The sequence below is a fragment of the Streptomyces sp. NBC_00091 genome (assembly GCF_026343185.1).
GTDB lineage: Bacteria > Actinomycetota > Actinomycetes > Streptomycetales > Streptomycetaceae > Streptomyces.
This window is the reverse complement of the sequence record NZ_JAPEMA010000001.1, coordinates 1,657,153-1,671,946: the sequence shown is the minus strand read 5'-3', so window position 1 is coordinate 1,671,946 and position 14,794 is coordinate 1,657,153. Positions and strand designations below refer to the sequence as shown.

Genomic DNA, 14,794 nt, shown 5'->3' with positions numbered 1-14,794 from the left:
GGTCATGCTCTCAGGCCACCGCCGCGCCCCCGTCCACCGGGAGCACGACCCCGGTCAGGAACGACGCGGCCGGGTCCGCGAGCCGGCACGCCGCCCAGGCGACCTCCTCCGGCCGCCCCACCCGCCCCAGCGGGGTGCGCGCCACCTGCCACGCCCGCACCTCGGCGGCCCGCTCGGGGCTCAGCCCCTGGTGGGCGGCGATCGGCGTGTCGACCGCGCCGGGCGCGACCCCCACCACCCGGACGCCGCGGGGGGCCAGCTCCACGGCCCAGCTGCGGGTGAGGGTGTCGAGGGCGGCCTTGGTGGCGGCGTAGACGGAGGCGCCGGGCCAGCCGCGCTGCCCGACGGCGGTGCTCACGTTCACGACCACCCCCGCTCCGGCGGCCTCCAGGGCGGGCAGGGCGGCCTGCGTGAGGAGCAGCGGCGCGACCAGGTTGGTCGCCAGCTGCGCGGCGACGTCCCCGGGGGTCACGTCGGCGAGGGCGCCGGAGCGCACGATCCCGGCGTTGTTCACGAGCACGTCGAGGCGGCCGTGGGCGCCGAGGACCTCCGCCACGATCCGCTCGGGCCCGCTGGGTGCGGCCAGGTCGCCGGCCAGCGGCCGGATGCCGGGATGGCCGTCGGCGGTCTCGGCGAGCGGCCCGGGCCGGCGTCCGACGGCGACCACCCGCTCCCCGGCCGAGGCGAAGGCGCGGGCGGTGGCCCGCCCGATGCCGGTCCCGGCGCCGGTGACGAGGACGACCCGCTGCGTGCTTGCGCTGTTCTCCATGGCACGAGGGAACAACCCTGCCGCCAGTGACAAGGTCAAGATTCCGGGCCCCGGCGCCGGCGTACCCAGCCGGTCGGCCGGGTCCCCACCCGAAAGGGTGAGCCCGGCCGATGCCGTCCGTTACTCCGCCGCGGCCACGCCGATGGGGCAGGAGACGCCCGTGCCGCCGATGCCGCAGTAGCCCGCCGGGTTCTTGTCCAGGTACTGCTGGTGGTACGGCTCCGCCGGCCAGAAGGGGCGGTCGGCGGCGGGGAGGACGGCGGTGGTGATCTCGCCGTAGCCCGAGGCCTGGAGGACCTGCTGGTAGGCGGCGCGGGAGGCTTCCGCGGCCGCCTGGTGGGCGGGGGAGTGGGTGTAGAGCGCCGAGCGGTACTGGGTGCCGACGTCGTTGCCCTGGCGGAAGCCCTGGGTGGGGTCGTGGGACTCCCAGAACAGCTTGAGGAGGGTTTCGTAGGAGACCTCGGACGGGTCGAAGACCACCCGGACGACCTCGGTGTGGCCGGTCTGGCCGGAGCACACCTCCTCGTACAGCGGGTTCTCCGTGTGGCCGCCCTGGTAGCCGGCCAGGGTGGTCCACACCCCGGGGGTCTGCCAGAACTTGCGCTCCGCGCCCCAGAAGCAGCCCAGGCCGAAGTCGGCGACCTCCAGGCCTTCCGGGTACGGGCCGGACAGCGGGTTGCCGAGGACGGTGTGGCGCTCGGGCAGCGAGAACGGGGCCTCGGAGCGGCCCTTCAGGGCCTCCTCGCGGGTGGGGAGCTCGGGCGTGCGGCGGTACGAGAACATGGAATCGATTCCCTTCTGGTGGGAGTGTCAACGGCCGGGGGCGGGCCGGGATTCCCCGGCCCGCCCCCTCGTCCCGTCCGGTCGGCCGGTCGGCCGGTCAGTCGGCCGATGCCACCAGGTCCACCGCGAAGTTGCGGGCGTACAGGTAGCGGCCCACCCCCGAGTAGGACCACGGCACGGCCCCGATGTACCCGTCGATGTGCCGGAACTGCTCGACCGCCTCGGCGTCGCGGTCCTGCCAGAACAGCAGGTACGCCAGCATGTGCCGCATCAGCGGCGTCCCGGGGTGGTCGTTGCCGGCCGCCGCCAGGTCCACGAGCGCCGCGTCCACCGCGGCGACGATCTCCGGCTCCTTGAAGAACGTGTCCACGGCGAGGTCGTCGTCCTTCGTGAACTGCTCGAAGTACGCCATCAGCGGCACCAGCGACAGCAGGTCACCGGGCTCGCCCGCCGCCGCCGACTCCCGCGCGAAGGCGAGCGCCAGCTCGTCCGAGCCGCTCCACTTCCGGCACCAGTACTGAAGGCCGGTGACGTGCGACCACAGCACCTTCGGGTCGCGGTCGACGATCTGCGCCCACAGTTCCCGGAAGGTCTCGTGCGAGTAGCCCAGGCCGAATCCGATGGCCTGCTCCGCTATGTACGGGGTGGGGTCCGCCGGGTCGGCGAGGCGCTGGGCCTCGTGGGCGTCCGCCTGGGCCTTGGTCAGCAGCTGGTGGAAGAGCCGGAACTGCTCCTGCGTGGTGTGGCTGGCCCACTTGGCGCCGCGCACGTTCCAGGCCACCTGCACGGAGGTGTCGGCGTTGACCAGGGCCGCCGTCGGGTCCGAGGGCCGGGCCGCACGCCAGGCCAGCAGCCACGCGTCGTCCTCGGCGGCCGCCTCGGCCAGCGGGCGGACGCGCTCCATGCGCTCCTGCCAGTCCTTGCCGGCCGCCTCGATGTAGGCGGCTCCCGCCTCCCAGTCACCCGACCGGACCGCCTCCAGGGCGGCGGTCCGCTCCGGCGGTACGGGCGCCGGGTTGTCCCGGTCGAGTTCGGATTCCGGTACGAAGCCCAGCGCGACGGCCCGTTCCGCCCGCGCGGCCTCCGCGGCGGCCTCCTCGTCCGACTCGATGGCTTCGGTCTGCGCGTTCAGGGTGCCGATCTCGGCTTCCAGGCGCTTGGCCTTGCGGATGAGGAACACGCCCCGCAGGACCCAGCAGGCGACGCCCAGCAGGAGGGCGCCGAGCACGATGAGGACGATGGTCACGGGGCGATTACCAGCTTTCGCAGCAGTTCGGTGTCGGGCAGGTCGGCGACGGCGGCGTCCAGGGCGGGGCCGAGCTCGTCCTCGAAACCGGGCACGGGGTAGGACAGGGTGGGCGAGTCGGACCAGGACAGCTCCCAGCGGGCCGCGCCGCGGGCGGTCAGCTCGACGGTGACCAGCTGGCCGAGGGCGCGCCGGACGGACGGCCGGGCGAACTCGCGGGCCGTACGGCCGGTCGCGGCCTGGGCCTCCTCGGACTTCGGGAAGTGGTCGGCGATCCGCCAGCGCACCGCCGGGTCGGCGTCGATCGCGTCCAGCAGGGCGGCAAGGGAGGGGCCGGCGCCCTCGGCGGTGAGGGCCTCGCGGATGTCCTCGGCGCCCTGGCCGACGTACGTGGTCATCGACTGGTGGACGAGGTCCTCCCAGTCGACGCGGGTGAGCGCGAGGGCCTCCGGGGTGAGGACCGCCTGCTCCAGCGCGGCCAGCGCCTCCTGCGGGGAGGAGAGCAGCTCCAGGGCCGGGCGGGCCGCCTGGCCGCCGCGGCCGTCGTCCGGCAGGGCCTCGATGCGGGCCACGCGCTCGGCGAGCGCGGGGTGGGAGTCGTACGGGGAGGCGGGCTCGGTGGACAGCTCCCGGCGCATCTCCTCCAGCTCGGCCGCGCGGGCGTCGAGGAGCCGGCGCAGCCCGCCGAAGACCTGCCCGGGGCGCGGCAGCAGGCCCGCGCCGACGCCGAGGGTGGCGTACGAGCTCATGTAGAACTCGTGCGCCGAGTCGAGGGCGTTCAGTTCGCGCAGCGCGGAGGCGGCCGAGTCGCGGCCCGCGACGCGCACGGAGGCGAGGTCGGCGGCCAGCTCCTGGCGGCGTGCGGAGGAGAGGGTGGCGCGCATGTAGAAGCGGGCGTAGAGGTTGTAGATCCCCGCCATGGCGCGGTACGTGAAGCCCGCGCCGTCGGTGTCGATCTCCTTGGCCTTCTTGCCCTTGGCGATCCGCTTCTCGGCCCGCTTCTCCTGCCTGGCGCGTTCCTTGGCCTCGGTGTTGTCGGCGCGGTCGCGGAAGTGGCCGATGGTGCGGATCAGCTGGGCGCGGCCGCGGGCGATCACCGGGGTGAGGCGGGTGTCGAGGTTGGCGTAGTGGCCCATCTCGTGGGCGAGTACGGCGCGCAGCTGCATCTCGTCCAGGCCCGTCATCAGGGGCAGGCCGAGGTGGAGGCGGCGGGTGCCGGAGCGCAGGCCGAGCAGCCGGGCGTCCTCGGAGACGGCCGCGTTGACCTCGTCGATCAGCAGGATCTCGTCGGGGGCGCGGGTGCCGACCTGGTCGGCGATGTCCCGGACGGTCTGCCACAGGAGGGGTTCCTGCGCCTCGGTGACGCGGACGCCTGCCGCCGGCTCCGGCTTGGGGGTGCGGAGCATGAACATGCCGCGCACGATCGGGATGGCGAGGACCACCGATCCGATGACGACCTTGGCGGTTATGGGGCCGTGCAGCCAGGTGAAGGTGGCCCAGTCGGCGAGTCCGAGGAGGGCGAGCAGGACGACGCCGAGCAGGTAGAAGCCGGCGAGCAGGACGAGGGCGCGCAGAGCGCGCAGCGAAGCGCCCATATGGATGGGGTCCCCCCGGGGGATGGTGCGGCTTTTGACGCGCACATGATGCAGTGTTTACGCGCACCTTATGGCCAATGGCCGAAAACCGTTGGTCCGGGGGTACCGGTACGGGAGCGGGGCGGGGGCGGACACGGGCCGTCCGCCCCCGCGGCGGGTCAGTGCGGCAGGGTCGCCGGGGAGCCGCCGTTCGCCTCGTAGCCCGCCACCGCCAGCGCCCGGTACACCGCGTACTGCTCCGCCGGGTCCTGCGAGGCCGTCCAGGGCAGGGCGCCCACGCAGCCGTCCACGTGCCGGACCTGCTCCATCGCCTCCGCCCAGCGCTCCATGTTCACCAGGAACACCAGCAGCATGTGGCGCACGTGCGCCAGCATCGGGTCGTCCGCACGCGCCTGGTGCACCGCGTACAGGGCCCCCTCCACCGCCCGGGTGACGACCGCGCTCTCCCAGAAGTTGCTGACCAGGACCACGTCGGGCAGGTTCTCGTACACCGAGAACAGCGGCAGCGCCGCCAGCAGCGAGCCCTGCGGGGCGCGGGCGGCGGCCGCGTGCGCGAAGGCGTCGGCCTGCTCCCGCGAGCCGTGCCACTTCCCGCACCAGTAGTGCAGGGCCGCCAGGTGCGCGCCCATGTGCGCCGGGGCCACGTCGATCACCTTCGCCCACAGCGCGTCGAACTCCGCCTCCGAGTAGGCCAGCCCCCGCGCCACGGCCAGCTCCGTGATGAAGGGCACCGGGTCCCCGGGCGCCAGCAGGACCGCCTTGCGGGCGGACTCCCGGGCCTCCTCCAGGATGATCCGGTGGTCCTGCGAGCCCACCCCGCCCGAGGACCGCCACGCCTGCTGCACCAGCAGCTCCGCGTGCACCTGGGCGCCGCCCGCGTCCTTCTCCGCCTCCAGCCGCCACGCCTTCAGCCACTGCGCGCCCGCCCCGGGCCGCTCCACCAGCTCCAGGGCCGCCGCGCCGCCGAAGGCCTGCACGCGCTGCCAGCGCCGCTCCCCGTCCTTCGGGGTCCCGGCGAGCAGCGCGGACGCGGCCTGCCAGTGGCCGGTGCGCTGGACGTTGGCCAGAGCGTCCATCAGGTCCGGGTCGGGTCCGGGCACCCGGACGTCCAGCTCCTCCTGCCGTATGAACCCGTAGTCCGCGGGGTCGGCGGCATCGGGGCTGCCGGGCGCGACCTGGCGGATCCCGTCGCCGCGCCTGGCCCGTACGTAGCTGTAGACAAAGAGCGTGGCCAGGGCGAGCCCCATCAGGACCCAGATAATCTCCATGCCGCCAAGCGAACCAGACCCGGCGGCCCAATGGCGAACGAGGCCCTCCGCACGCCGGGTCAGCGCACGGTCAGGCCAGGAGAGGACCGCGGCCCTGACGGGGCATAGCATCTGCCCCATGAGCGACGACAGCCACGAGCACCAGAGCTTCGAGACCCGCGCGATCCACGCGGGCAACACGGCGGACCCGCAGACCGGTGCGGTCGTCCCCCCGATCTACCAGGTGTCCACCTACAAGCAGGACGGCGTGGGCGGACTGCGCGGCGGCTACGAGTACAGCCGCAGCGCCAACCCGACCCGCACCGCGCTGGAGGAGAACCTCGCGGCGCTGGAGGGCGGCCGGCGCGGCCTCGCCTTCGCGTCCGGGCTCGCCGCCGAGGACTGCCTGCTGCGTACGCTGCTCTCCCCGGGCGACCACGTGGTCATCCCCAACGACGCCTACGGCGGCACCTTCCGCCTCTTCGCGAAGGTCGTCTCCCGCTGGGGCGTGGAGTGGTCGGTGGCCGACACCTCCGACGCGGCCTCCGTACGCGCGGCCCTCACCCCGAAGACCAAGGTCATCTGGGTCGAGACCCCCTCGAACCCGCTGCTGGGCATCACCGACATCGCGGTGGTCGCGGACATCGCGCGCACGGCCGGCGCCAAGCTGGTCGTGGACAACACCTTCGCCTCCCCCTACCTCCAGCAGCCCCTGGCGCTCGGCGCCGACGTGGTCGTGCACTCGCTGACCAAGTACATGGGCGGCCACTCCGACGTCGTCGGCGGCGCCCTGGTCACCGCCGACGAGGCCCTGGGCGAGGAGCTGGCCTACCACCAGAACGCGATGGGCGCGGTCGCCGGGCCCTTCGACTCCTGGGTCGTGCTGCGCGGCATCAAGACCCTGGCCGTGCGCATGGACCGGCACGCCGAGAACGCCGCGAAGATCGTGGAGGTGCTCAAGCGGCACCCCAAGGTCACCAAGGTCCTCTACCCGGGCCTGCCGGAGCACCCCGGCCACGAGATCGCCGCCAAGCAGATGCGCAACTTCGGCGGCATGGTCTCCTTCCAGGTCGCCGGAGGCGAGGAGGAGGCCGTCGCGGTCTGCGGCCGCACCAAGATCTTCACCCTGGCGGAGTCCCTCGGCGGCGTCGAGTCCCTCATCGAGCACCCGGGCCGGATGACCCACGCCTCGGTGGCCGGCTCGGCCCTGGAGGTCCCGGCGGACCTGATCCGCGTCTCCGTCGGCATCGAGAACGCCGACGACCTCATCGCGGACCTGACCCAGGCGCTGGGCTAGAGCAGATCCGCCGCCCCTGGAGCGCCTACCAGCCTTCCAGGGGCGGCGAGACCTCGCTGGGCGGGACGGCCCACGGCTGGGTCAGCGCCGCCCACACCGTGAAGGCCACCGCCGCCGCCCACAGCAGCGCCCAGCCGAACCGGCGCAGGACCCGCCGGCGGCGCAGCAGCCGCCTGCCGTGCGCGACGGCCGCCGTCGCCAGCCCCGCCGGAACCGCCGGATGCGGGCCGTCGAGCAGCTGCCTGACCTGCGCCTCCTTACGGTCGAGGGGGCTCATGCGGCGCCCGCCGCGGCTCCGGCGCGCAGGGTGGCCACCGCCCGGTTGCACACGGCCTCGACCCGCTCGGGCGGCAGCCCCAGCTGCGCGGCCGTGACCTCCTCCGCGACGCCCTCGTAGATCCGCATCACCAGCACGAGCCGCTCCAGCGGGCTCAGCGGCGCGAGGACCCCGCCGCCGCCGGGATGCCGCCAGGCGGTGCGGGCGTACGCGGCGCACACCTGCCGGCGGGTGTGGTCGTACGGGTCGTCGCCGCGCAGCCGCGCCCACTGCGCGTACGTACGGGCCAGCGCGCCCGCGAGGATCCGCCGGGCGGCGGGCGCCCGGGCCGGGGGCTCGGCCGTCAGCAGGGCGGCGACGTGCAGCAGCCGCCCCGCCGCGCCCGCGACGAAGGCCTCGAACTCCGCATCCCGCCCCGAACGCCGGTCCACAGCCCCCATGGTGCGGCCGGTGGCACCATCTTGGTCAAGGGGTCGGACGCGGCCGGATCAGGAGGCCGGGCCGCCCTCGGAGGCGGCGGACATCAGCTCCGACAGCGAGCCGTTGAAACGGGTCAGCAGCGTGGTGAACACCTCGCGCTCCTCCTCCGCCCAGCCCTCGGTCACCCGGGCCATCAGCTCCCGCCGCGAGGAGCGGACCTCCTCCAGGCGGGCCAGGCCGCGCGGGGACAGCGCCAGGACCACGGCGCGGCCGTCCTCGGGGTGCGAGGTGCGCTTGACCAGTCCGCTGTCGACGAGCGGGGCGACCTGGCGGGTGACGGTGGACGAGTCGATGCCCATCCCGCCGGCGAGCGCCTTCACGCCCATCGGGCCTTCGAGGTCGAGCCGGTTCAGCAGCAGGTACGCGGCTCGGTCCATCGAGTTGCGCACGTGGCCGACGCCGCCCAGGCGGGTCTGCTCGGCCCGGCGGGCGAAGACGGCCACCTGGTGCTGGAGCGTGTCGAGGAGTCCGGCTCCGGCGGGCGCTTCGGCCGCCGTGGGCAGGTCGGAACTGGCCGGGATGGAGGGCATGGCCGTGGGCTCTCTTCGCATGGGGCCGACAAGGATGGGGGACAGAGTACGCGGCCCTGCGGCGGCTCGTACGCCGCGTTTGAGAACTGATACGGCCCGTCGCCGCGGCCCCGCCGGGAGCGTCCCGCATGGCGGGATTTCGCCCCTTCCGCGGCCTCTCCCGCGGCCCCTCCAGCAGCCTCTCCCACGGCCCCTTCGTCCGACCTTCCGCCGCCCTCCCGCCGCCCCCGCCCGGGCTCCGTCCGTCCCTGAGCCGGGGCCCCCGCGGGCTGCGAGACTGGCCGCATGAACTACCGCGTGCCCGTGCCCGTCCCGCAGGTCATCCTCGACGACGTCCGGGGGGCCCAGAAGATGCTGTCGGGAGTGGCCCGGGTGACCGCGATGGAGGGCAGCCGGCACCTGTCGGCCCTCACCGGCTCCCCGGTCCACCTCAAGTGCGAGAACCTCCAGCGGACCGGCTCCTTCAAGCTGCGCGGAGCGTACGTGCGCATCGCGGGCCTGCGCCCCGAGCAGCGCGCCGCCGGCGTGGTCGCGGCCAGCGCGGGCAACCACGCCCAGGGCGTGGCCCTCGCCTCCTCCCTGCTCGGGGTCCGCTCCACGGTGTTCATGCCCGTCGGCGCCCCGCTGCCCAAGGTGGCCGCCACCCAGGAGTACGGCGCCGAGGTGCGCCTGCACGGCCAGGTCGTCGACGAGACCCTGGCGGCCGCCCAGGAGTACGCGGACCGCACCGGGGCGGTGTTCATCCACCCCTTCGACCACCGCGACATCATCGCCGGCCAGGGCACGGTCGGCCTGGAGATCCTCGAGCAGTGCCCCGAGGTCCGCACGATCCTCGTCGGCGTCGGCGGCGGCGGGCTCGCCGCCGGCATCGCGGTCGCGGTGAAGGCGCTGCGCCCGGACGTGAAGGTGATCGGCGTGCAGGCGGCGGGCGCGGCCGCGTACCCGCCCTCCCTCAAGGTCGGCCACCCGGTGTCGATCGACGACCCGAACACGATGGCGGACGGCATCAAGGTCGGCCGCCCCGGCGACGTCCCCTTCGCGATCATCGCGGAGCTGCTGGACGAGGTACGGACGGTGTCCGAGGACGCCCTGTCCAGCGCGCTGCTGCTCTGCCTGGAGCGGGCCAAGCTGGTCGTGGAGCCCGCCGGGTGCAGCCCCGTGGCGGCCCTGCTGAGCGAGCCCGAGCTGTACGGGGGCGGCCCGGTGGTCGCCGTGCTCTCGGGCGGCAACGTCGACCCGCTGCTGCTCCAGCGGATCCTGCGCCACGGCATGGCGGCGGCGGGCCGCTACCTGTCCCTGCGGCTGCGGGTCGCGGACCGGCCCGGAGCCCTCGCGGGGCTGCTGGCGGTGCTGTCGACGGTGGACGCCAACGTGCTGGACGTCAGCCACGTACGGACCGACCCGCGGCTCGGGCTCACCGAGGTCGAGGTGGAGCTGCACCTGGAGACGAAGGGGCCCGAGCACTGCGCGGAGGTCGCCCGCTCCCTGCACAGCGCGGGCTACCCGGTGATGGCCTGACGTGGCAGGCGGCCGCGCAAAAGGCGTGGCGGAACGCGATATGACGCGATACGGTGCCCATGCGTCGGGCGACGCCTGCCCGGCGCCCCTAGGATTTGCCTAGGAATGTCCAAAATCATGCTGGCCCGATCGCTCTGGGAGAACCCCTATGCCAGGCGCCATCTACGCCGAAGGCCTGGTCAAGACCTTCGGTGACGTACGGGCACTGGACGGCGTGGACCTCGATGTCCCCGAAGGCACCGTGCTGGGCCTGCTCGGCCCCAACGGTGCGGGCAAGACCACGACCGTGCGCGTCCTGACCACCCTCCTCCAGCCCGACAGCGGCAAGGCCGTCGTCGCCGGGATCGACGTACTCAAGCACCCCAACGAAGTCCGCCGCTCCATAGGCCTCTCCGGCCAGTTCGCCGCCGTCGACGAATACCTCACCGGCCGCGAGAACCTCCAGATGGTCGGCCAGCTCTACCAGATGAGCGCCAAGGCGGCCCGGGCCCGGGCCGGCGAGCTCCTGGAGCGCTTCAACCTCGCCGACGCCGCCGACCGCACCGCCAAGACCTACTCCGGCGGCATGCGCAGACGCCTCGACCTCGCCGCCGCCCTCGTCGTCCGCCCACCGGTGATGTTCATGGACGAACCCACCACCGGCCTCGACCCCCGCAACCGCCAGGCCCTGTGGGACGTCATCGAGGAACTCGTCGCCGGCGGCACCACCCTGCTGCTCACCACCCAGTACCTGGAGGAGGCCGACCGCCTCGCCCACGACATCTGCGTGGTCGACCACGGCAAGGTCATCGCCCGCGGCACCTCCGACCAGCTCAAGGCCCAGACCGGCGGCGAACGCGTGGAGGTCGTCGTCCACGAGCGGGAGCACATCACCACCGCCCGCGAGGTCCTCGCCGGCTTCGGCAAGGGCGAGACCACCGTCGAGGAACACACCCGCAAGCTCACCGTCCCGGTCTCGGGCGGCGCCAAACTGCTCGCCGAGGTCATCCGCGAACTCGACTCCCGGGGCATCGAGATCGACGACATCGGCCTGCGCCGCCCCACCCTCGACGACGTGTTCATCTCCCTCACCGGCCACGCGACCCAGCTCACCCCGGACGAGAACGGCACACCCGCCGCCGAGGGCCGGGCGCGCAAGGAGGCGGCGAAGTGACCATCACCTCCCCGGCCGCGGACCGCGCGGCCCGCCACCCTCACGGCGGCGTCACCCAGGGCATCAGGGACTCCCTGGTCATCGCCCGCCGGAACCTGATCCGCCTGACCAGGATTCCGGAAATGGTCGTGTTCGGGCTGGTGCAGCCGATCATGTTCGTCGTGCTGTTCAGTTACGTCTTCGGCGGCTCGATGATGATCGGCGGCTCGACCAGCGCCAGCGCCTACCGCGAGTTCCTGATGGCCGGCATCTTCGCCCAGACCGTCACCTTCGCCACCGCCGGCGCGGGTGCGGGCATCGCCGACGACATGCACAAGGGCCTGATCGACCGCTTCCGCTCGCTGCCCATGGCGCGCGGCGCGGTTCTGACCGGCCGTACGCTTGCCGACCTGGTGCAGACCGCGCTGACCATGGTGGTGCTCGCCATCGTCGCCCTCCTGGTTGGCTGGCGCACCCACGAGAGCCTCGGCAAGGTGCTCGCCGGCTTCGCCCTGCTGCTCCTGCTCGGATACGCCTTCTCCTGGATCGGCGCCCTGATCGGCCTGTCCGTGCGCACCCCGGAGGCAGCCACCTCGGGTGGGCTGATCTGGCTCTTCCCCGTCACGTTCATCTCGAACGCCTTCGTTCCGACCGAGAACATGGCGAGCTGGCTTCAGCCGATCGCCGAGTGGAATCCCTTCAGCGCGACCGTTCAGGCGGCCCGCCAGCTCTTCGGAAACCCCGGCGTCTCTCCGTCCGACACCTGGCCGATGGCCCACCCGGTCTGGGCCTCGCTCATCTGGTCAGCCCTGATCATCGCGGTCTTCCGCACCCTCGCGGTCCGCAAGTACCGCCGAGCGGCCAGCTGACCTGGGGCAGTACGCGCGCGAGCCCCCGCCGGACCGGGTCCGGCGGGGGCTCGCGCGCAGGTGTTCTCGTAAGGGGGTGATCAGCCGGTGAAGGGCTTGACGGCCAGGATCTTGACCGTGGCCTTCTTGCCGTTCGGCAGCTCGTACTGGGCGTCCTCGCCGATCTTCTTGCCGTTCACGCCGCTGCCCAGCGGGGACTGCGGGGAGTAGGTCTCGAAGTCGGTGGACGCGTACTCGCGGGAGGCCAGCAGGAACTCCAGCGTGTCGTCCTCGTCGCCGTCGAAGGCGATCGTGACGAGGGTGCCCGGCGCGACCTCACCCTCGGAGGCGGGGGCCGTGCCGACCTTCGCGTTCTCCAGGAGCTGGGTGAGCTGGCGGACCCGGAGCTCCTGCTTGCCCTGCTCCTCCTTGGCCGCGTGGTAACCGCCGTTCTCGCGCAGGTCGCCCTCCTCGCGGGCAGCCGCGATCTTCATGGCGATCTCCGTGCGTGCGGGACCAGAGAGGTAGTCCAGCTCGGTCTTCAGCTGGTCGTACGCCGCCTGGGTCAGCCAGGTGACGCTCTCGCTCGTCTGGGTCACGGGTGCTCCTCGTCGGTACAGGGGACTACAAAGCCGCCAGCGGCGGGCGAAACCACGAGCCTAACAATTCGGGAAGAAAAGGGGGAGGACACCCTGTGTATGAAGTGTGTCATTGCGCCCGGGGAGCGCGGACGTCCTCCCAGGCGGAGCTGGTCCCGAAGTACGTGTCGTACAGCTCCTGGACCTCCAGGAGGCTCTCCGGCGGCATCGTTCCGTACCGGATGCGCTCCAGGTGGCGGAAGTACTCGAAACGCTCCACGCCGGGAGTGATGACGACCAGCATTTCGGCGCTCTCCCCGGGCGCGGCGGCGAAGGCGTGCTGCTGCCCCGGCGGGACGATGACCAGGTCACCGGCCTCGGCGGTGACCACCTTGTCGCCGGCCAGCAGCTGCGCCGTCCCGTCGATCATGTAGAACATCTCGGCGGACCGGCCGTGGTGGTGCGGGCGGGCGCCGTCGGAGCCCTGGCCCAGGCTCACGCGCATGGTGGACAGGAACCCGCCGGCGGAGGAGTTGTCGGCCAGCAGTCGCACGGAGGAGTCCGGCGAGAACCGGACCTCCTCGGCGTCGGCGGCGCGGACGACCACGGAGTCGTCGAAATCCGGGATGAAGAGTGACATGTCGACTCCTGGCGCTCGGAAGGCGGAACACCCCAGTCGACACCGTCCGGGGCGTGCCGCGCACCCCCCGGACGGCCGTCTGTCACCTCTACTGGCGCTCGTAGTTCGTCAGGACGCAGCCCTCGACCTGTGCCTTCTCCAGCCGGTACCCGGCCGGCGCGGTGAAGCCGGTCTCGCAGTTGAGGTAGAGGAACTGGAACTGGTAGAGACCGATCCGGACGGACTTGCTGTTGGTCTCGACGGCGACGTTCGTGCCGACCAGCAGCTTGCTCGCGGTGGCCTTGAGGCGGCCGTCGTCCTTCAGGTCGGCCAGCTGCGCCGCCTTCGCCTTGGTCTGGAGGGTCTTCATGTCGGAGACGGTGTCCAGCCAGTTCAGGTTGTGCGCGCGCTGCGCGCCGCCGAGGGTGCCGCAGACCGCGCGCTCCTTGACGCCCCAGGTGCGCGGGTTGCCGCCGGCGTCGACCACCGGCAGGTAGTCGATCGACTGCACGTGTTCGTCGGTGACGGTCATGCTGGTGCAGTCGACGGTGTGCGGGTGGACCATCTTCTTCAGCTCGGCGATGCTGCCGGCGCTCGCCAGCCCCAGGCTGCCGGTGGCCGGCTGGCCGGGCTTCTCGGTCCCCTCGGTGGAGGGGTCGCGGACCGCCCCGCGGAAGGGGCTGCCCTGGCCGTCGGGACTGTTGACGTAGTCGGTGAGGATGCAGCCCTCGACCAGGGCCTTCTCCTTCTTGAAGCCCTCCGGTACGTAGACGTTGGGGTTGCAGCTCAGGATGCGCAGGTCGGAGTTGGGCGGGTCGACCAGGGACACGGCGGTGCGGGTCTTGAGCGCGGTCAGCGCGAAGGTCTTGCCCACGACCATGCGGCTGGCGAGGCCGTAATCCTCCCGGCCCTCGGCGATCAGCTTCGTGGCGTGGTCCTTGGCGGCCTGCTGGAAGGCCTTCATGTCCGGGGTCAGGAAGAGGACGATCTCGCCCGGCGCCTTCTTGTCCGTGCAGACGCCGCGCTCCGTGATGGACCAGTCCCCGGCACCGATGAACCCGCTGAGCGCCACCCGGCGGTCGTTCGGGTCGGTGCTCAGGTTCTCGCAGGACGTGTACTTCTGTACGTGCGCCTGCGCCCCGGCCAGTGTGGCGGGCGCGGAGCCGGCCGCCGGGGAGGCCTGGGCGGAGGCCGTGGCGGTCGCGGTGGGGCTCGCGGCGGGCGGGCCCGGCTTGGCGGGGTCCTCGCAGGCGGTGGCGAGGGTGGTGAGCGCGGCGAGGGCCGCGGTGGCGGCGAGTATCCGCTGGAGGCGCATGGGTGTCTTCCGTCGGCTGGGCACGGCACGGGGGATGGCGTGCACATGCTAGGCCGCGGGCATGACCATGATCAAAGACGGCGCACCGGGCCGGGCGGGGCCGGGCCTCCGCGTCCGGGCTCGGCCTGAGGGCTCAGCCCGTGGTGCCGGCCGCCTGGCAGCCGACCAGCTCGATCATGGTGGCGCGGCCGGTGGTCTTCAGGGTGACCATCTCGTCCACCCGCTCCGCGTTCTGCCCGAAGGTGAAGTCCGCGCGGCCCACCTCGCCGTGCCCCTCGTCCTGCGAGCTGAGGGTGCACACACCGGTGACCGAGGCCTCCTTGCGGACCTCCAGGTGCACCTTGACCTCGCTGTCGGAGACGATCTGGAACTTGATCACCTCGGCGCTGACGCTCTGCCCGGCGACGTAGTCCCAGCCGATCCACCCGACGACGGCCAGCAGCCCGACCCCGAGCACCGATCCGACGATCTTGAGCTTCCGGTCCGCGCGCTCGTCCGCCGACCGGCCGTACCGGCCCTCGGGGAGCCCTTCGCGTACCGCGCTCATGATCGATTCCTCT

Annotated in this window: 16 protein-coding genes; 4 read left to right on the top strand and 12 right to left on the bottom strand. The window is 72.8% G+C overall.

What is annotated here, in order from left to right:
- Window positions 1-10: 10 nt before the first annotated feature.
- From OOK34_RS07325 to OOK34_RS07305, 5 genes are all read right to left on the bottom strand, one after another.
- Window positions 11-769 carry an SDR family NAD(P)-dependent oxidoreductase gene (locus OOK34_RS07325; protein WP_267033063.1) on the bottom strand — a complete coding sequence of 253 codons (759 nt, stop codon included), beginning with the start codon at window positions 767-769 and terminating at the stop codon, window positions 11-13.
- 120 nt (window positions 770-889) lie between these two features.
- Entirely contained in the window at window positions 890-1,552 is a 663-nt protein-coding gene (msrA, locus tag OOK34_RS07320) for a peptide-methionine (S)-S-oxide reductase MsrA (protein ID WP_267033062.1), read from the bottom strand.
- A gap of 97 nt (window positions 1,553-1,649) precedes the next feature.
- Window positions 1,650-2,798 carry a hypothetical protein gene (locus OOK34_RS07315; RefSeq protein ID WP_267033061.1) on the bottom strand — a complete coding sequence of 383 codons (1,149 nt, stop codon included), beginning with the start codon at window positions 2,796-2,798 and terminating at the stop codon, window positions 1,650-1,652.
- Window positions 2,795-4,393 carry a M48 family metalloprotease gene (locus OOK34_RS07310; protein ID WP_267033060.1) on the bottom strand — a complete coding sequence of 533 codons (1,599 nt, stop codon included), beginning with the start codon at window positions 4,391-4,393 and terminating at the stop codon, window positions 2,795-2,797. The genes OOK34_RS07315 and OOK34_RS07310 overlap by 4 nt, the downstream gene beginning before the upstream one ends.
- A 158-nt stretch (window positions 4,394-4,551) precedes the next feature.
- The gene (locus tag OOK34_RS07305; protein ID WP_267033059.1) at window positions 4,552-5,661 is read right to left on the bottom strand and encodes a hypothetical protein; all 1,110 of its coding nucleotides are present in this window, start codon (window positions 5,659-5,661) and stop codon (window positions 4,552-4,554) included.
- A gap of 118 nt (window positions 5,662-5,779) precedes the next feature.
- Between OOK34_RS07305 and OOK34_RS07300 the strand changes: the two genes are divergently transcribed.
- The gene (locus tag OOK34_RS07300; protein WP_267033058.1) at window positions 5,780-6,937 is read left to right on the top strand and encodes a cystathionine gamma-synthase; all 1,158 of its coding nucleotides are present in this window, start codon (window positions 5,780-5,782) and stop codon (window positions 6,935-6,937) included.
- 25 nt (window positions 6,938-6,962) lie between these two features.
- On the opposite strand, the gene OOK34_RS07295 is transcribed toward OOK34_RS07300, so the two are convergent.
- Genes OOK34_RS07295 through OOK34_RS07285 form a run of 3 tightly spaced genes read right to left on the bottom strand, consistent with a single transcriptional unit; the run spans window position 6,963 to window position 8,224 of the window.
- Complete coding sequence (locus OOK34_RS07295) at window positions 6,963-7,214, bottom strand: hypothetical protein (RefSeq protein WP_267033057.1); 252 nt, start codon at window positions 7,212-7,214, stop codon at window positions 6,963-6,965.
- Entirely contained in the window at window positions 7,211-7,654 is a 444-nt protein-coding gene (locus tag OOK34_RS07290; RefSeq protein WP_267033056.1) for a sigma factor-like helix-turn-helix DNA-binding protein, read from the bottom strand. The genes OOK34_RS07295 and OOK34_RS07290 overlap by 4 nt, the downstream gene beginning before the upstream one ends.
- A 48-nt stretch (window positions 7,655-7,702) precedes the next feature.
- Window positions 7,703-8,224, bottom strand: a complete 522-nt coding sequence (locus OOK34_RS07285; RefSeq protein WP_267033055.1) for a MarR family winged helix-turn-helix transcriptional regulator — start codon at window positions 8,222-8,224, stop codon at window positions 7,703-7,705.
- Window positions 8,225-8,509: 285 nt separating this feature from the next.
- Between OOK34_RS07285 and ilvA the strand changes: the two genes are divergently transcribed.
- The 3 genes from ilvA (at window position 8,510) to OOK34_RS07270 (ending at window position 11,743) form a co-directional block, all read left to right on the top strand.
- Window positions 8,510-9,742 carry a threonine ammonia-lyase gene (ilvA, locus tag OOK34_RS07280; protein ID WP_267033054.1) on the top strand — a complete coding sequence of 411 codons (1,233 nt, stop codon included), beginning with the start codon at window positions 8,510-8,512 and terminating at the stop codon, window positions 9,740-9,742.
- Window positions 9,743-9,890: 148 nt separating this feature from the next.
- On the top strand, window positions 9,891-10,895 hold the full coding sequence (locus tag OOK34_RS07275; protein WP_267033053.1) for an ATP-binding cassette domain-containing protein: 1,005 nt from the start codon (window positions 9,891-9,893) through the stop codon (window positions 10,893-10,895).
- On the top strand, window positions 10,892-11,743 hold the full coding sequence (locus OOK34_RS07270; protein WP_267033052.1) for an ABC transporter permease: 852 nt from the start codon (window positions 10,892-10,894) through the stop codon (window positions 11,741-11,743). Before OOK34_RS07275 ends, OOK34_RS07270 begins: the two co-directional genes overlap by 4 nt.
- Window positions 11,744-11,823: 80 nt before the next feature.
- On the opposite strand, the gene greA is transcribed toward OOK34_RS07270, so the two are convergent.
- The 4 genes from greA to OOK34_RS07250 form a co-directional block, all read right to left on the bottom strand.
- Window positions 11,824-12,321, bottom strand: a complete 498-nt coding sequence (gene greA, locus OOK34_RS07265; protein WP_267033051.1) for a transcription elongation factor GreA — start codon at window positions 12,319-12,321, stop codon at window positions 11,824-11,826.
- Between the two features lie 109 nt (window positions 12,322-12,430).
- Window positions 12,431-12,940: a cupin domain-containing protein gene (locus OOK34_RS07260; RefSeq protein ID WP_267033050.1), complete on the bottom strand. Its 510-nt coding sequence runs from the start codon at window positions 12,938-12,940 to the stop codon at window positions 12,431-12,433.
- 88 nt (window positions 12,941-13,028) lie between these two features.
- Window positions 13,029-14,234, bottom strand: coding sequence for a hypothetical protein (locus tag OOK34_RS07255; protein WP_267033049.1), 1,206 nt, complete (start codon window positions 14,232-14,234; stop codon window positions 13,029-13,031).
- Window positions 14,235-14,367: 133 nt separating this feature from the next.
- Window positions 14,368-14,781: a DUF4307 domain-containing protein gene (locus OOK34_RS07250; protein WP_267033048.1), complete on the bottom strand. Its 414-nt coding sequence runs from the start codon at window positions 14,779-14,781 to the stop codon at window positions 14,368-14,370.
- Window positions 14,782-14,794 lie beyond the last annotated feature (13 nt).